This window comes from Sphingomonas sp. PAMC 26621 (assembly GCF_000251145.1).
Classification (GTDB): domain Bacteria; phylum Pseudomonadota; class Alphaproteobacteria; order Sphingomonadales; family Sphingomonadaceae; genus Sphingomonas.
The window spans coordinates 166,347-180,842 of sequence record NZ_AIDW01000036.1 but is presented as its reverse complement, the minus strand read 5'-3'; the positions used below and the strand labels follow the sequence as shown (position 1 = coordinate 180,842).

Annotated in this window: 27 protein-coding genes and 1 pseudogene; 19 read left to right on the top strand and 9 right to left on the bottom strand. The window is 64.2% G+C overall.

Annotated elements, in window-relative coordinates; translation table 11 throughout:
• Nucleotides 1–6 precede the first annotated feature (6 nt).
• The 6 genes and pseudogenes from RI03_RS17500 to RI03_RS17480 form a co-directional block, all read right to left on the bottom strand.
• Nucleotides 7–222, bottom strand: coding sequence for a hypothetical protein (locus RI03_RS17500; RefSeq protein ID WP_138995710.1), 216 nt, complete (start codon nt 220–222; stop codon nt 7–9).
• The gene (locus RI03_RS17495; RefSeq protein WP_010218909.1) at nt 219–1,121 is read right to left on the bottom strand and encodes an AAA family ATPase; all 903 of its coding nucleotides are present in this window, start codon (nt 1,119–1,121) and stop codon (nt 219–221) included. The genes RI03_RS17500 and RI03_RS17495 overlap by 4 nt, the downstream gene beginning before the upstream one ends.
• Nucleotides 1,118–1,690, bottom strand: a complete 573-nt coding sequence (locus tag RI03_RS24775) for a DNA translocase FtsK (protein ID WP_238542436.1) — start codon at nt 1,688–1,690, stop codon at nt 1,118–1,120. Before RI03_RS24775 ends, RI03_RS17495 begins: the two co-directional genes overlap by 4 nt.
• Nucleotides 1,688–1,921: pseudogene (locus tag RI03_RS24770) on the bottom strand (DUF2312 domain-containing protein); the annotation flags it as partial. The pseudogene RI03_RS24770 and the gene RI03_RS24775, both read right to left, overlap by 3 nt.
• The gene (locus RI03_RS17485) at nt 1,918–3,081 is read right to left on the bottom strand and encodes a DNA-methyltransferase (RefSeq protein WP_010218907.1); all 1,164 of its coding nucleotides are present in this window, start codon (nt 3,079–3,081) and stop codon (nt 1,918–1,920) included. The gene RI03_RS17485 and the pseudogene RI03_RS24770, both read right to left, overlap by 4 nt.
• Complete coding sequence (locus RI03_RS17480; RefSeq protein WP_010218906.1) at nt 3,081–3,608, bottom strand: hypothetical protein; 528 nt, start codon at nt 3,606–3,608, stop codon at nt 3,081–3,083. Before RI03_RS17480 ends, RI03_RS17485 begins: the two co-directional genes overlap by 1 nt.
• On the opposite strand from RI03_RS17480, the gene RI03_RS24155 reads away from it, so the two are divergent.
• Nucleotides 3,596–4,015 carry a hypothetical protein gene (locus tag RI03_RS24155; RefSeq protein ID WP_170318397.1) on the top strand — a complete coding sequence of 140 codons (420 nt, stop codon included), beginning with the start codon at nt 3,596–3,598 and terminating at the stop codon, nt 4,013–4,015. The two genes, RI03_RS17480 and RI03_RS24155, sit on opposite strands and share 13 nt — an antisense overlap.
• Nucleotides 4,016–4,018: 3 nt before the next feature.
• On the opposite strand, the gene RI03_RS17465 is transcribed toward RI03_RS24155, so the two are convergent.
• The gene (locus RI03_RS17465; RefSeq protein ID WP_010218905.1) at nt 4,019–4,495 is read right to left on the bottom strand and encodes a hypothetical protein; all 477 of its coding nucleotides are present in this window, start codon (nt 4,493–4,495) and stop codon (nt 4,019–4,021) included.
• Nucleotides 4,492–4,683, bottom strand: a complete 192-nt coding sequence (locus RI03_RS22335) for a hypothetical protein (RefSeq protein WP_010218904.1) — start codon at nt 4,681–4,683, stop codon at nt 4,492–4,494. Before RI03_RS22335 ends, RI03_RS17465 begins: the two co-directional genes overlap by 4 nt.
• A gap of 311 nt (nt 4,684–4,994) precedes the next feature.
• Here RI03_RS22335 and RI03_RS22860 point away from each other — a divergent pair, with 311 nt between their 5' ends.
• From RI03_RS22860 to RI03_RS17415, 8 genes are all read left to right on the top strand, one after another.
• Entirely contained in the window at nt 4,995–5,720 is a 726-nt protein-coding gene (locus RI03_RS22860) for a S24 family peptidase (protein ID WP_081504250.1), read from the top strand.
• Nucleotides 5,721–5,756: 36 nt separating this feature from the next.
• Nucleotides 5,757–6,095: a hypothetical protein gene (locus RI03_RS17445; RefSeq protein WP_238542431.1), complete on the top strand. Its 339-nt coding sequence runs from the start codon at nt 5,757–5,759 to the stop codon at nt 6,093–6,095.
• A gap of 116 nt (nt 6,096–6,211) precedes the next feature.
• Nucleotides 6,212–6,481, top strand: coding sequence for a hypothetical protein (locus RI03_RS17440; protein WP_138995709.1), 270 nt, complete (start codon nt 6,212–6,214; stop codon nt 6,479–6,481).
• Nucleotides 6,481–6,849, top strand: a complete 369-nt coding sequence (locus RI03_RS17435) for a hypothetical protein (protein ID WP_010218899.1) — start codon at nt 6,481–6,483, stop codon at nt 6,847–6,849. The genes RI03_RS17440 and RI03_RS17435 overlap by 1 nt, the downstream gene beginning before the upstream one ends.
• Complete coding sequence (locus tag RI03_RS17430; RefSeq protein WP_010218898.1) at nt 6,846–7,280, top strand: hypothetical protein; 435 nt, start codon at nt 6,846–6,848, stop codon at nt 7,278–7,280. Before RI03_RS17435 ends, RI03_RS17430 begins: the two co-directional genes overlap by 4 nt.
• Nucleotides 7,280–7,633, top strand: coding sequence for a hypothetical protein (locus RI03_RS17425; RefSeq protein WP_010218896.1), 354 nt, complete (start codon nt 7,280–7,282; stop codon nt 7,631–7,633). The genes RI03_RS17430 and RI03_RS17425 overlap by 1 nt, the downstream gene beginning before the upstream one ends.
• Before the next feature lie 2 nt (nt 7,634–7,635).
• On the top strand, nt 7,636–7,905 hold the full coding sequence (locus tag RI03_RS17420) for a hypothetical protein (protein WP_037515523.1): 270 nt from the start codon (nt 7,636–7,638) through the stop codon (nt 7,903–7,905).
• Nucleotides 7,905–8,111, top strand: a complete 207-nt coding sequence (locus RI03_RS17415; RefSeq protein ID WP_010218894.1) for a hypothetical protein — start codon at nt 7,905–7,907, stop codon at nt 8,109–8,111. Before RI03_RS17420 ends, RI03_RS17415 begins: the two co-directional genes overlap by 1 nt.
• A 190-nt stretch (nt 8,112–8,301) precedes the next feature.
• On the opposite strand, the gene RI03_RS17405 is transcribed toward RI03_RS17415, so the two are convergent.
• Complete coding sequence (locus tag RI03_RS17405) at nt 8,302–8,589, bottom strand: hypothetical protein (protein WP_010218892.1); 288 nt, start codon at nt 8,587–8,589, stop codon at nt 8,302–8,304.
• On the opposite strand from RI03_RS17405, the gene RI03_RS17400 reads away from it, so the two are divergent.
• The 10 genes from RI03_RS17400 to RI03_RS17355 all read left to right on the top strand — a co-directional run bounded on the left by RI03_RS17400 (nt 8,588) and on the right by RI03_RS17355 (nt 14,447).
• Nucleotides 8,588–8,986 (top strand): hypothetical protein, encoded by a 399-nt coding sequence (locus tag RI03_RS17400; RefSeq protein WP_010218891.1) that lies wholly within the window; start codon nt 8,588–8,590, stop codon nt 8,984–8,986. The genes RI03_RS17405 and RI03_RS17400 overlap by 2 nt on opposite strands.
• Nucleotides 8,983–9,459, top strand: coding sequence for a hypothetical protein (locus RI03_RS17395; protein ID WP_010218890.1), 477 nt, complete (start codon nt 8,983–8,985; stop codon nt 9,457–9,459). Before RI03_RS17400 ends, RI03_RS17395 begins: the two co-directional genes overlap by 4 nt.
• Before the next feature lie 175 nt (nt 9,460–9,634).
• Entirely contained in the window at nt 9,635–9,982 is a 348-nt protein-coding gene (locus tag RI03_RS17385; protein ID WP_010218888.1) for a hypothetical protein, read from the top strand.
• A 3-nt stretch (nt 9,983–9,985) separates the two neighbouring features.
• Nucleotides 9,986–11,224, top strand: coding sequence for a phosphoadenosine phosphosulfate reductase domain-containing protein (locus RI03_RS17380; protein ID WP_010218887.1), 1,239 nt, complete (start codon nt 9,986–9,988; stop codon nt 11,222–11,224).
• Between the two features lie 5 nt (nt 11,225–11,229).
• Nucleotides 11,230–11,691 (top strand): MazG-like family protein, encoded by a 462-nt coding sequence (locus tag RI03_RS22330; RefSeq protein WP_010218886.1) that lies wholly within the window; start codon nt 11,230–11,232, stop codon nt 11,689–11,691.
• Complete coding sequence (locus RI03_RS17370) at nt 11,688–11,981, top strand: hypothetical protein (protein ID WP_010218885.1); 294 nt, start codon at nt 11,688–11,690, stop codon at nt 11,979–11,981. Before RI03_RS22330 ends, RI03_RS17370 begins: the two co-directional genes overlap by 4 nt.
• A complete protein-coding gene (locus RI03_RS17365) occupies nt 11,978–12,241 on the top strand; it encodes a hypothetical protein (RefSeq protein WP_010218884.1) in 264 nt (87 codons plus the stop codon). The genes RI03_RS17370 and RI03_RS17365 overlap by 4 nt, the downstream gene beginning before the upstream one ends.
• Nucleotides 12,242–12,389: 148 nt before the next feature.
• Nucleotides 12,390–12,518: a hypothetical protein gene (locus RI03_RS25135; RefSeq protein ID WP_274517568.1), complete on the top strand. Its 129-nt coding sequence runs from the start codon at nt 12,390–12,392 to the stop codon at nt 12,516–12,518.
• On the top strand, nt 12,515–13,042 hold the full coding sequence (locus RI03_RS17360) for a DUF1643 domain-containing protein (protein ID WP_037515522.1): 528 nt from the start codon (nt 12,515–12,517) through the stop codon (nt 13,040–13,042). Before RI03_RS25135 ends, RI03_RS17360 begins: the two co-directional genes overlap by 4 nt.
• A 148-nt stretch (nt 13,043–13,190) precedes the next feature.
• On the top strand, nt 13,191–14,447 hold the full coding sequence (locus RI03_RS17355) for a tyrosine-type recombinase/integrase (RefSeq protein ID WP_010218881.1): 1,257 nt from the start codon (nt 13,191–13,193) through the stop codon (nt 14,445–14,447).
• Nucleotides 14,448–14,496 lie beyond the last annotated feature (49 nt).

The window sequence follows — 14,496 nt, the reverse complement described above, 5'->3', positions numbered from 1 at the left end:
CACCGACTAGAATCCTACCTGCTCGCGCAGCAGCGGGTCGCGGGCGACCTGTGCATGCACCTTTGTTGCGGCAGCGCGACGCGAGCGTTCCTGGCGCACACCGCGGTCAGCTTTCCTCGACTGCAACCGCTGCTCGAGCATGCTGTCGAGGATAAGAATACGCTCATCCACCGACACCGAAGAGCGTCGGCCGCGCACCAGTTTCGCTATCCAGCTCTTCATGTCCGGCGCTCCGGCGGCCATGGTGCGCGGCGCAGGTCGTTCAATGCGCCGCGACGATCTGACCAAAGGCACGGCACTGGCATGCCTTCCGGAGGCGACGCGCTGTTGCCAAACCGCTCCATGATCGATGTCAGATCGGTCGGAAGGTTCATTTTTGGTCCGAGGATAATGCTGCGCTTGATCATCTCGCAGCCTTCCCGAATCAGCGCCGGGGATGCGCCGGAAAGGGCGTCCGCAATGGCCGTGACGGTTTCGTCAGTTACGGCAAACGGTTCCACGTACATGCGTACGATCGCGAACCGCTCCGCAGGGCCAGGCATGCCAATCTCGATCTGCATCTGAAACCTGCGCCAAAGCGCCGGGTCGATCGCCCCCGTCACGTTTGTCGCGGCGAACAGCAGGCCGTCGAAGCGATCAAACTCTTGAAGAAGCGCAATCGTGGTCGCGGCGCGCTCGTTATCAGCGCCGGAGCCGCTCATGTTTTCGCGCTTGGTACCGATTGCGTCGAACTCATCGAAGAACAGCGCAATGCCGCCATGCTGCCGCCGTGCTTCGCGGAACAGCTTGCCGACATTCTGTCCGGTCTCGCCCTTCCATTTGCTGATGATCTCGTGACTCTGAACAATCAGCATTGGAACGCCGAGGCGCGCCGCGATGTGATGAGCAAGGGTGGTCTTTCCGCAACCTGGCGGCCCGGAGAGCAGGCACCGACTACGCGGCTTGAGCCCGACTTCTGCAAGTTCGTCCTCAGCGTTCATCTCGAAGAGCCACTGATGGAGCGCAGCGCGCACCGGTGCCGTCAGGATCGGGGACTGCGCATCACCGGGCATGACGACCTGGCCACTCCCGCCAAGTGCCGCCTCAAGGCTTTCCCGTTCGGTCGAGTTCGCCGCCGTCATTGCCCCGCCGCCTTGGGCTCATCGGCGGGTGCCGAACCGTCCTCCTTCTTGGGCTTAGCCGCCGGCTTCAGCGCATCAGGAATGTCCATTCCATCGCTGCCCAATTCTTTGCACCATGCTTCGTCCCATGCTGCGCGCCGGACGTCGCGTGCAGGGAAGGGGTTCGCGGTGACCGGAGCACCTGCCCGCGCCGCTTCTTGACCTATCACGCTGGCGTCTTCGACTGTAGGTTCAGGCGCTACAGGCTCGGTCACATCGGCCGTTTCAGCCGCGTCGGTGCCTTCCGGCGCGGGTGCAATGACTTCCCGGCGGCCGATATGATCCGGTGCAGATACCAAGCCTTCCGTTTGCATCCGCTCAACAAGCCGTGCGGCGGAATTATATCCGATACGCAACTGGCGCTGCAGCCATGATACCGCGGCTTTGCGGCTGGTGAGCACCAGCTTTACCGCGGCGTCGTAGGTCTCGCCGTCGGCTGTCGATGCATCCTCTTCGGCCCCGATTTGATCGTCAGGCTTCTTCGAAAGACGTTCGAGCGCCCAGTGGCCCAAGGGGGTGCCGTCGAGCATCCCGAGCGCGGCCTTGTAGGTATCCAGCAAAGCTTCGGCTTCGCGGCGCGAGTTGACGTCCATCTTGCGCAGCTGGATGATCGCACGGATTGTCTTTACGTCAAACCCAGTCGATTTCGCCTCGCCGTAGACATCCTTGATGTCGTCAGCGATGCCTTTCTTCTCTTCTTCGAGCCGCTCAATGCGCTCGATCAGGAGGCGCAATTGGTCGGATGCGATCACGTCGCTCATGGTCGTTCTCCCTTGGTGATTGGTGTGCGCGCCTCGGCGATCCGGCGATCAGCGATCGCGGCGTATTCAGGGTTAAGCTCGATCAGGATGGAGCCGAGCCCCATTTCTTCCGCGACGAGCCCGACCGTCCCAGCGCCGCCGAAGGGATCGAGCACGACGCCTGGCTTGCGGTCGAACGTTGCGCAAATCGCACCGCAGCCGTCGGTCGCGCCGCAGTAACCGCAGACCGTCGTTGGGCATCCGGCCTTCACGCATCGCTCGGCTAACGCTGGCGGGAATGTCGCGAAGTGGGCTTCACGGAACGGCTTCGGCGCGATCGTCCACACGTTGCGCGCGTTCTTCGTGTCGCTGACGATGTCGGCCACCGCAGCTGAGAAACTCTCGTTGTTGCGAATGCCGCTACCAGCTGCTGCTGTCTTGCCCTTACGAGGCACCGGCACGCGGTCGACGTTCTGACGGCTGTTCGGTCCTGGACGGCGGGCATGGGCACCACCGGTCACCGGCTCCCGAATTGCGGCGTGGTTGTAGAAGTAGTCCTCACCCTTGCTCAGGAGCCAGATCTTCTCGTGCGCGGTCGTCGGGCGGTCGTACACGCTCTCCGGCATCGGGTTCGGCTTGTGCCAGATGATCTCCGAGCGGACGTACCAACCGTCATCCTGCAAGGCGATCGCGAGCCGGTTAGGGATCATGCAGAGATCCTTCGGCTTCAGGAACCCACCGGCGACGATCGCACCGCGGGAGGGAGCTTGACCCTTTCCACTGATGCCGCCGATGTTTGGTGTCTTGTTCCGGCCGCCTTGGTGGTTCGGATCGTAGATCGGCCCAACCGTCGAGAACGGCTTGTCGCGGAACGTGCGGTCATCGCTGCCGTCGGCCTTATAGGCTTCTACCGACTTCCCGTTCGGTGCCGCCGCATAGCAGTCGCCATAGTTCAGCCAGCAGGTGCCCTGTGCTTTCAGGACCCGGCGAACCTCGCGAAACACCTCGACCATCACGGCGAGGTGCTCGCCGAGCGTCGGCTCGAGCCCGATCTGTCCGATCACGCCATAGTCGCGCAGCCCCCAATACGGCGGCGATGTCACGCAACAGTCGACCGAATTCGACGGGATTCGCGCCAGCTGCTCGCGGACGTCACCGATGAGGATCTGCGCGGCGGTCATCAGTATGCCTGCGCCTGCTCACGCTCGGCGCGGATGCGCTGAACGTCGCGGTGATTGGCGAGCACTCGCTTAGTGTGCGCCGCCGTCTCCGGGATCTCGGCCTCGATCATCCGGCGGGCGTCCGCGGCGAGGTATCCCTTCTTGAGCAGGTGCCGATAGGACTCGCGCAACGCGGGTGGGCACCAGCCGAGCATGGTCTCGGTCTTCGCCCGCCCGGCGCGGGCGCGGACCTCTGCCGATGACGCCTTTGCCTTCACCTCGGGGCGGCTGAGCACGTCGCGCGCGAGACGGCGACCGTTGGCGCGGCGCCGCTCGACCTCGGCCTCCGGCATGTTCGCGATGTAGCGCGCGAGCGAGGCCTTCCTCGCATCGTTTGCCCCAGGCTTCGCCGCCGCCGCGCTGATGGCGGCATGGCGACGCGCAATGATCGCGGGGTCACTATTGAGGCGCGCGGTTGCGCACGCACGGCAGCGGCCTTTCGAGCAGCGGCTGATCGGGCCAGCACAATCGGAGCATGCGCGCGTCATCGGCGCTTCCCATCGCGGCAAGGGGCACAGCATCCGCCGACCAGGCGGGGGCTGTCCTCAAAGCAGGTCTCGCACTCGCCGGGCACGCCGACTGGGACGGGCTGGCGCGCGGCGCGGATGCTGCGCTGCAGGTAGAGATCGGTGATCTCGGCAGCTTGGTCGAGCTGGTCAGCCATTATACAGCGCCTTGGATCAGGCGGTTCATTCGCAGCACGCGCGAAACCGGGACCTTGCGGACGTCGCTGATCGGCATGAAGCCGAAGCACTCGCCGCCGGTGATGATGATACGCGACATCGGCAGCACAGCCGCCGGGCGCAGTTTCTCTCCGGTAGAAGCGACCTTCGTCGCCACCACCCTGATGGTGTTCGGCATTGTCGTTACTCCCTGCCGGTCGCCCCGGCGTTGATCCTCAACCTATGGCGCGAAGCTGTACGAGCGCCCCGCCGTGCAAAATCATCCGGGCACCGACCGCTTTCAGGTCGCGCCGCTCCTCCCGATCAAAAACACCGTCGCGGGCTGCGCGCACGATCGTCGCTGTGTCGTCGGCAACGTCGGCCGCCAGCTGTCCGGGCCCGGGCTCGTCGGCATCGGGGAGCGCGACCGCGGCCTGTTGCGCGAGCAGCAGCCACTCGGTCGTGAACTCGGGGCCGAGGAAGCCCGCGATCGATAGCAAGTCGCCAATGTGAATGGACCGGCACTCGGGATCCGCCGCGAGGGTCATCGCGCATTCGATCACCCGATCCTTCACGCCCGTGGCGTTCGAGACCTGCTTGACCGAATAGCGACGACCGCGACCGATGAAGAGGCGCAGCGCATCGCGCACTGCGTCATGGCCGCGCTCGCGGGAAATGAGGGGCGGCAAATTCGCGGACTGGTCGAGGCTCATGCCTTATCGCTCTCTGCATGAAGTTGATGATCCGCCTTGAGACAAACGACACCGGCATATTCCGCGTCGGAGTGCCCGCAGACGGGGAGCCGGCACACGGCACAGCGCGTACCGGGGACGGTGTCGAGCTTCGCCACGAGCGCGGCGATCTCCGCGTCGCCGCGAGCGATGTCCTCGGCGTGCGTCATGCCGCCTCCCGCTCTTGGTTGGCCGGACGATATGAAGCCATGAACTTCCGAACCTTCGCCTCGGTCTCGGGCCATACCCGGCGGCCAGCACGCAACTGGGAAATGAACTTCCAGTCGTTTACCGCGGCGCGACCGAACGCGCTTTCAGCCATCCTCGAAGCGGCGAGAAATCGGTCTACGTCGGCAAGGAATGGCGTCTCTGGCATTGCGTCGCTCTCGTGATTGCAACGCCTATATGCGGGCCGCGTCCCGCACCTGTCAAGGGAAACTTCCCGCATGCGTTTTCGGTCGGTTTGCGGGAGGAAGCCCGCATGGCTGAACCGAATATCGTTCTCATAGATCGAATCGACGAGCGACTGAACGCGCTCGGCGTGAGTGATCGCAAAGCGTCACTTACGGCAGTGGGCAAGCCGGACCTAATACGTGATATTCGGCGTGGTGCTCGACCACTTGCGTCTCGCTTGCAAGCTCTCGCTGGGGTTCTCGAAACCACTGTTGATTACCTGCAAGGCACCACTGATCAACCAGGGGCCGGACTTGAGCCTTCGAGCGAGATCCGAGCATTGATCCCCGAACCACAGGATATGCTTCAGGATATACCTGTGTACGGCACCGCGTTGGGCGGGGAACAGCAGTTCAGTGGCGATTTCGATGGAAGCCTCGCGATCGAACAAACCGATCTGAACATGGCAGAAGTGGTGGACCGTTTCCGGCGGCCACCCAACCTGATGAACCGACGCGATATCTATGGCCTGTACGTCGCCGGCGTTTCGATGGAGCCAGCATACGAGAGCGGTCAAGGGATCATCGTCGACCCTAAGCGCCCGCCAAATATGCGGGATTATGTCGTTGTTTACCTGCGAGATCGTACCGATGGCGCAGATGCCGCGGGCGTGCTTATCAAGCGACTGGTGCGTCGGTCCGCAACGTATATCGAGCTCGAGCAATTCAATCCGCCAGCAATCTTCAGGTTGGATTCGAGGCTTTACCGGGAGGTCCACCGGGTCATGCCCTGGGATGAGGCTTTCGGGATGTAGGAATGCCTCGCGCTGTGCGAGGTGAAACGGGGGAATATGATGAAGGTCCTAGTTTTGGGTACGCTGGGGGCAGCGGCTCTTTTGGCAGGTTGCGCCTCTACGCAAACCGTCTTGAATGGCCCGGTCACCGAGACATTTCATTCGCAAGACTCGGCCAACAAGGTCGCGTTCTGCCTTGCGAACAAGAATAACACGGCCGCCTTGGACCAAGACAACGGGTCCAAGGTCGTCCTGATCAAGAATGGCTATGGAGGCGTTTCGATGGCCTTCACGGTGATCCCCGAAGGTGCAGGCAGCCGCGTGGAGTGGCGCAAAAAGTTCGGCACGATTGGCGGAATTTGGAAACAATGCGTGGGCCTGAAGGCCTCCAGCTGATAAAAAAGCGGGAAACATCCCGCGCTCCTATTGACTGCGGGAAACTCCCCGCATAAAGTTCTCCTCGCCACCTGATCAGCCGCGCCGTGCGGCATGCAGGTGGCGAGGAGATCGAAGTGGCCCTGCTACCACCCGAAGTTTTCAGCAAGGCAGTCACCGACAAGGTGTTGCTTGATGGGCTGGACGCCGAGCAGGCGCAGCCGATCGCATGGGCAGGGGGCGATTGCCCGCTCCCGCCGCAGACGCTGGTGCAGATCCAGTGCGTCTTCGAATCCGAGTTCGACTATTTCCAGCCGCCGCGCCGGGCGGGCGCGTGGGAGCGCCGCTGGAACCGTGACCACGGCGACCTGTGCGGGATCACCCATTACGTATTGGTCGAGCGCTGATGTTCCGCGTCGATGTCCGGCCGCGCCAGCGCAACAGCATGAAGGCGGATGCCGACCGGCGTTTCCCGACCCACCTTGCTTGGCTGCGGAAGCGCCCCTGCCTGATTGAGGGGCGGGCGGGGCATGTCTGCTCCGGCGTGATGGAAGCGTCGCACTCCGATGCTGACGGCATGAAAGGCGTTGGCCTCAAGAGCCCCGACTATCACGCCGTGCCGCTCTGCTCGGGCGCGCACCGGGAGAAGGACAGCATCGGCCTGCGCACTTGGCAGGCGAAGTATCGCGTCGACCATTTCGAGGCGGGCAAGGCATACGCGAAGGCGTCGCCGCACCGCGCGCGCTGGGCGTATGTCGAGGGCGCGCCGCGATGACGCGTGATCCCGACCTTGATCTGGCTATCGCAGAGCTTCGCCCGGTATTCGCCCGGATGCGGGCAGAGAAGGCCAAGCTGCGTTACGAGCGGGTCCGCAATGACTTGAACGTGCAGGCTGCGGTGAAAGCGTATGTGCGCGATCTGGCGTCTGAGATCGGGCTCCGTGCGGAGCGGATCGGCCTCGACTGCGATGCCTTCATGGCGATCCTCGCGATCGACGCCAACGAGATCAAGCGCTCCAAGATTAACCGCAAGCCCAGCGCGCGGCAGATGACGGTCGCGCTCGAGGCCGAGCGTAAGGGCCGCGCCGAGCATGTCCGCGTGACCGAGGCTGCGCTCGCCCGCGCTGATGCCGACTATCGCGAGGCGCTGCGTCTCGACGCCGCGGCGCGCGGTGCCTGTCACGCCTATACGGGATATTCCGGCTGATGACCGACGCAGCAGAAACGCCGCGCCTGTCCGCGCTCGAGATTAAGATCGCGCTCCAGTCCGGGCCCAAGGTTCGACCGTCGATGCATGACGTCTGGCAGGGAACCGCGGTCGAGGGTTCGCCCTGGACCAAGGAGCAGATCGCCACGCTCGAGACGCGGAAGCCCGGCAGCAGCGCCAAGAAGGTCTGGTCGTATCAGGTGCCGCTGCTGATGCCGAACCCCAGCGACCCCTGGGACATCTACAAGACGATCTACCTCCGTTGCCCGCTGCTCGTGAAATCTCGCGACGGTCGGCGTGTCAAAATCATCACGCCCTCGGGCGAGATCAAATGGACGGATGCCACGATATGAAGATGGACCGCACCCCCATCGCGCAGCAGCGCGATCGCGAAGTCGCGCCGATCGAACTTACGCCAGCCGACTGGTTCCGCATAGCTGACGAGGAGCGCGCAGCGCGCCGCCAGAACGATCGGATGCGCGCCAACGCCGAGCTTCTGGAATTCGTTCTGACGCGGGTCGTGCTGATCGCCGCCGTGATCCTGGTGGCGTCGATGCTGTTCAACGCCCTCCCGGTCTTCGTCCACCAGGCGCAGCAGGCACCCGCCGCGCAGGCGGTGCGCTGATGGCCCAGTATCGCAACGTCGAGGTGACCACCGGTCACTTCCTGCCGCTCCGCCGCCTGTCGACCGTGCCAACGCGCAACGGGAAGGTGCTTTGCCGCCACCGGAACCGCGAACGTCCGCCGTTCGAAGTCGATGAGACGCGCTGGGACGCCGCCAAGCCCCACACGCCTGACACGGGCCCGGTCCGTATGCGGGGTGCGCTATGATCGGCGAGGGTACGCGCTTTGAGCGCTACGACTATGACCTGCTCGGACGCGTCTTGGCGGAGAAGCGCAGGCGCGCGGACGAAGATCGCCGTGGCGGCGAGTTCCATGTTGTTCGGAGGCCGGACAATAGTGCCGCCGGGCGCCTGCTTAATGGCGTCCAGCATGACGGGATGCCGTCGTGAAGCGTGGTTCAGTTTCCGCCCGGCTCCCCGTCCCTGATGTCTTCGACGTCGATGCGGATCGCGCCGCCCTCCGGCCGTTTGTGCCAAGCCTCGCTCCTCACCTGCATCCAGATGTCGGAGAAGAACTCGTCGTAGATGTCCTGCGTCGCGAAGGTGAGGGGCAGGTCGATCGCCTTGAGGATAGCCGCCCGGGTGATCGTTACCCGCCGCTTCATACCCTCGAATTGCGGGTCGCCGGCAAGCGTGCCCTGAAACTTCAGGGGCATTTCAAACTCCGCAACATCGGAATCGGTCATGACTGATCGTCCAATCATCGTCTCTGCGCCTACGGTGCGCGCGGGCGCCGCCGCACGCCAGCTGCATATCCTGCAGCACGCCCTCGGTGTCGACCAGTATGGTCAGGGTGACCAATATCGCTCGCACTTCGTCACCGGTGCCGGGAGCGACGATCACCCTCACTGCATAGCGCTGTTCGAGGCCGGTTTGATGAAGCGCCGGGCGAACGTCGAGATGTATGGCGGCATGGATGCATTCTTCGTCACCGACGAGGGCCGGGAGTTCGTCGCCGCGAACAGCCCCCCGCCGCCCAAGCTGACGCGCAGCCAGCGCCGCTATCAGGCCTGGCTCGACGCCGACTGCAACCTCTCTTTCATCGATTACTGCCGGCGTGCCGGCGCGGGAGCATCGGTATGAGCATCGGATACGCCACCGCCGCCGATATGGCGGAATGGGCGCAGGACGTCATGGCGCGTGCGCCGGACTTCATCATCGGCGAGGCCGCCGCACCGTATCTCCGCCGCTGGTGGGTCGTGCCGCGCAATGAGGGCGCGAACGTCTACCTGCACGAGATCCTGCGCAGCGACGATGACCGCGCGCTGCACGACCACCCGTGGCCGAACACGTCGATGCTGCTCTCGGGCCGCTACGTCGAGCACACGCCAGAGGGTTCGTTCAGGCGCGAGGCCGGGTGGATCGGCAGCCGCGGCGCCGACGCGCTGCACCGTCTTGAGATCCTACCCGGCGAGCGCGCGGTGTCGCTGTTCATGACCGGGCCCAAGGTCCGCGAGTGGGGCTTCGCCTGTCCGAAGGGTTGGGTGCATTGGCGCGACTTCACGGGCGGCGAGAACGGCGAGCTCGTCGGTCGTGGATGCGGTGAGTTCGCATGAGTCGCGCCAGCCTGCCGTTGGCGATCGCCGCCGGCACTTTTCTCTTCGTTTTACTCCTATGGGGGAGCAGCCGGGTCCTGCGTGGTCGGCACCCCGAGTTCGCCACCGTCTTTGGCGGCGCTGCGTTCGCATGCGCGGTCGTCATGGTCGGTGCCATCTGCGCGACGGTGCTGCCATGACTGACCTGTCGACGATGGACTTCGCCGCCGCCGCCGCGGTGATCAGGCGGCTCGCCGAGGTCTCGGAAGCATTGGCGCAGGCCGCAGGCGTCAGCGGTACGCAGACGGCTGGGAGCTTCGTCTCCTACCTCGCCGAGCATCCGGAGGACATCGAGCCGCTGCTGCGGTTCGGCGCGTCCGAGCTGCCCGAGGACTGGATCCACTACGGTCGCCTGACTTGGATGGGTGCCGGCGGCAAGCTCCACCATCCCGCGATTGTCCGGCTCATCGTCGGTGCGCCCGCCACCCCTGTCTATCACCGGCTCGCCTCACGTGCCGCCGTCCTCAACAATGGTGAAGGCTGAACAATGGCCGTCGACAACCTCTTTGCGCGGGGCGCGCGTATGCTGCACGAGGAAGCGGTCGAGATGACCCTCGCGTCTCTCCGTGCTTACTGGGATCAGCACGAACACGTCGCGGTCGCGTGGTCGGGCGGCAAGGATAGCACCGCGACCCTGTCGCTGATCGTCCATCTGATCGACGCTGGTGAACTGCCGCGGCCAGAATGCCTTTACGTGCTGTACGCCGACACTCGGCAGGAACTTCCGCCCATTCAGGCCGCCGCGGAAATGATCATGGCCAAGCTGAGTGAGCGCAACTGGATCAAGGTGATCGTCGTCCGCGCGCCGATCGAGAAACGCTTCATGCCGTACATCTTGGGGCGCGGCGTCCCACCGCCGAACAACAACACGCTGCGCTGGTGCACTCGCCAGATCAAGGTCGATCCAATGGCCGCGGCCATGGCTGAGGTGCTCAAATCCCTGCCGGGTACGCTGCTGACGATCACCGGCGTACGTGAAGGCGAAAGCGCCGTCCGCGATGGCCGCATCCGCATGTCGTGCTCGAAGGACGGTGCCGAGTGCGGGCAGGGCTGGTATCAACAGGTTCTGCCGAACTCCCCAGGAATTCGCGGTCGGATCGCAACGCTCGCGCCGATCCTGCACTGGGGCGTTTGCATCGTCTGGGATTGGCTAAAGGTCTACGCACCGCGCGATGAATTCGGGGGCTGGCCCACCGCGATCTTGGCGGATGCCTATGGCGGTGACGACGCCGTCGAGGTCAACGCTCGTACGGGCTGCACCGGTTGCCCACTCGCCGCCGAAGATACGGCGCTTGCAGTCATCGTCGCGACGCCGGGGTGGACCCACCTGACGCCGCTGCTCGAGTTGCGGCCGATCTATCGCTGGATGCGACTGCCCGCGCAGCGACACCGCAAGTCCGGTGTCGAACGGCTAAAAGACGGATCGATCGCGAAGAACCCGCAACGCATGGGACCGTTGACGCTGGAAGCGCGGAGCGCTGCCCTTGAGCAGATTCTTGATATTCAGCGCCGTGTCTGCGCCGGCGCGGTCGCAGCCGGCACGCCGGAACGCGGCATCGATCTGATCAACGCTGAAGAGGAGGCGCTTATCCGCCGTCTCATCGCCGAGCGCACCTATCCCGATAAATGGGGCGGCGACGAACCCAGCGCCGCTGCCTGGCTCGACAGCGTCTTCGCCGACGGCAGCGAACAGCCGATCCTCTTTCGCGACCTTGTGGGAGCCTGACACCGATGAACGACACCCCCACCGCCGCGCCGATGCGCGAGGACTTTCTGACCCAGCTGCGTCGCGTCGCTGCGGACCGGATGGCGACGTGGTGCAGCGAGACTGAGCTACCTTGCGGCCTGTTCCACGCCACCGAGCTTGGAGGAGAGGTCGGCGAGGTGCTGAACGTCGTCAAAAAGCTGCACCGGGAAGCGCAGAGCTGGCGGGGTTCGCGCGCCACCGTCGCGGACCTTGCGGAAGAGATCGGCGACGTCGTTGTCTGCCTCGACAAGCTGGCCGCATATTATGGGATCGATCTGGCCCAAGCCACCGCCGCAAAATTTAATGCGACATCGGAGAAGGTCGGGTTGCCTCATCGTCTGCCTACCGAGCAGTCCGCGAAAGGCTTCAACCGCTTCGATCCGCCTGGATTGTGGGAGAGCGAGCCTCGGTCGGGCGCGAACGATGCCGGGAAGGTAATCCGATGAGCGACATGGCGACAGCAAACCAGAACCTGCTCGACGAGCTCAAGATGGCGTCGGCAACTGCGATCGACTTCCTTCGCGAGCTCGCAGAGCGTGCCGGTGCCGATTGCGAGGTAAGCATCGTGATCAGCCATCCGGACACCGCAGAGGATTCGTTCATCGTCGGACAGCACGAAATGGACCGGCTGTTCGCTATCCTGACGCGGATCTCGACCGGCACCTCAGTCGCTAGCGATGTGAGTGCCACCTTCGTCGGCAAGGATGAGCCGGTAGTAGGAGCTGGCATCCAATGACCGCCGCCGTAAGCAAGGACCACTTGTGCTGGTCTGCCGATCAGACTGCCTACCTGCGTAACCTCGACTCGGCAGACCGAACGGCCTGGGCGGTGCTCTACCAGAGCGCGCCGGTCCGGAACGAGAGCGGCAGCACCAGCCATAGCCTGAACTTCCCGGTCCTGATTGTCTCGGCATACGCAAACGAGCCGGAAGCGATCGCCCGCCGCGTCGTCGATATCCTGAACAAGCATTGGGACGAGGAGCCCGAGCAGCAATGAAAGACGTCGTCACCACCGAGACTCACGTCCGGAAACACCACGCAGTCTTGGATAGCAAAGAGCTCGAGCGTTTGATCGCAGATGCCGTCTGCCTGCAAATAGGCGCTCGAGCGCCAACGAGCGCGAAAGGTCCCGGAGTAACGTTGACGTGCGATTCGAGGACGAGACCGCCGGGTCACCACCTTACAAGACCGGCACCAAAGCGATCGTCACGATCACCGAGGATCTGAAATTCGTTCGGCCCGGCGTCGTCGTCAAGCGGGACGGGGAACGATGAAGACCCTATCACGCAGCGACCTCTCCGGCATGAAGTGCACCGCCACCTTCTCCGACGACGAGGCCCATCGCTACAGCCTGTCGTGGATCTGGGACCGCGCGCTGCCGCCGCTCGTCGTCTGCATGCTGAACCCGTCGACCGCGACACACGAGAAGCTCGATCCGACGATCGCTGGTCTCGCCAAGCGCGCGCGCGCCTGGGCGTATGGGGGCGTGGTGGTCGTCAATCTGTTTGCCCTACGCGCCACCGATCCGCGCGTGATGAAGCTGCATCCCGAGCCGATCGGACCGGAGAACGACGAAGCGATCCGTCTGGCGGCGCTGATCTCGATCGAACGCAAGGTGGCGCTGGTCGCAGCTTGGGGCGCGCATGGGCGGCACCTCGACCGCGGGCGCGCCGTGCTGGGGCTGCTCGCCGCCGCCGGCGCCCGCGTCACCGCCTTCCAGATCAACGCCGACGGAACGCCGAAGCACCCGCTCTACGTGGGGCACGACATCATCCCTCAACCTTGGAGTGCGCTATGAGCGACATCACCACTCTGGCGAAGAAGTTCAAACGCGCTTTGCGCAACGAAACTGGCACGTCCTTCAGCCTGGACGAGCTTCGCGCGCTGGTCGAGGTCGGCGCGCTCGATTCCCTTCAACGTGCTGAAACCGAGGAGCTTAAGGCCACATGGGCCGCGAAACATCACCCTACATCGTCGGCGATTTCTGGCTCGACAAGCGGCGCGACGGCAAGTCGCCCGACGTCTGGCAAATCGCCAGCTACAACGCCGAAACTCGATCGATCAGCTATCGCAGCACTCGGTGCCGGAGCCTAGCGGACGCCAAGGGCAAGATCACCGCGCACTTCGAGAGTGCCCGCGCGCGCGGCGCGCAGCATCCCACCGAGGCAAAGGTGATTCCGCTGCTGTTCCTGTACTGGGAGGAGCACGGCAAGAGCGTCGTGTCGCCCGCGCAGATCGCGAGCTCGTTGCGGTGCTTCATCGGTTTCCTCGATCAGGATCCCGACACCGGGCTTGATCTGGCCGTCGCCGACATCACGCCGAACCTATTCGTCCGCTTCCGCGTCTGGCGCATGGGCCCGCATAGCTACGACGTCCCGTGGGGCGGGAAGGATTACAAGCACACCTCTGCGAAGGGCGTCCGCGGCGAAAGCGTCCAGCGCAACCTCGACGACATCCGCGCCGCGCTGACGCATCATGCCGACAATGGCCGAATCCCGTATGCGCCAAAGGTGCCCGCTGTGCCCGACCAGTACCGGTCGCAGGCGAAGGACCGCGTTCTGTCGATGGAAGAGTTGGGCGCGATCGTCGGGTTCGCGCGAGGCGACATCGAGATGCTGCGCTTCGTCCTGCTGATCCTGTCCACCGCGGCGCGGCCGGAAGCTGCGAGCCAGTTCGACCCGCGCACGCAATGGGACGAGGGGCGCAAGCTGGTCGACCTGCATCCGGCACACTGGCAGCGCACGAAGAAGGTCAATCCGATCCTGCCGGCGATCGAGGATATGGCCGCCATCCTGCGCGCCTGGCGCGCGTCGAACAGCGCGCGCGTCCATTCCAAACGGACGGCGTGGCGAACGCTGCGGCGCGCGCTCGGGCTGGGCGACGAGGTTGTCGCCAAGACGATTCGGCACACGGTCGCGACCTACCTGCGCACTAACCGCGTGCCCACTGACGAGATCGAGACGCTGCTCGGCCACCGCGTCCTGAAAAAGACGACGGGGGTTTACGCGAAATATGATCCGGACTATCTCGCCAACGCGCAAGGAGTGCTGACCACGATGTTTCGCGAGGTCATGGCCGCAGCCGATGTTTGGGATGCGGGCCATGTGCGGGCCAAAGTGGGAAATGGACAGACCGTCGTTATGCGGCGAGACAGTCCGGAAGCCGCAGCTTTCCTAGCGTCTCGCGAGAGCGAGGGCGATTAGCTCAGTTGGTAGAGCGTCTCGTTTACACCGCTGACAGCTACGACCAGTT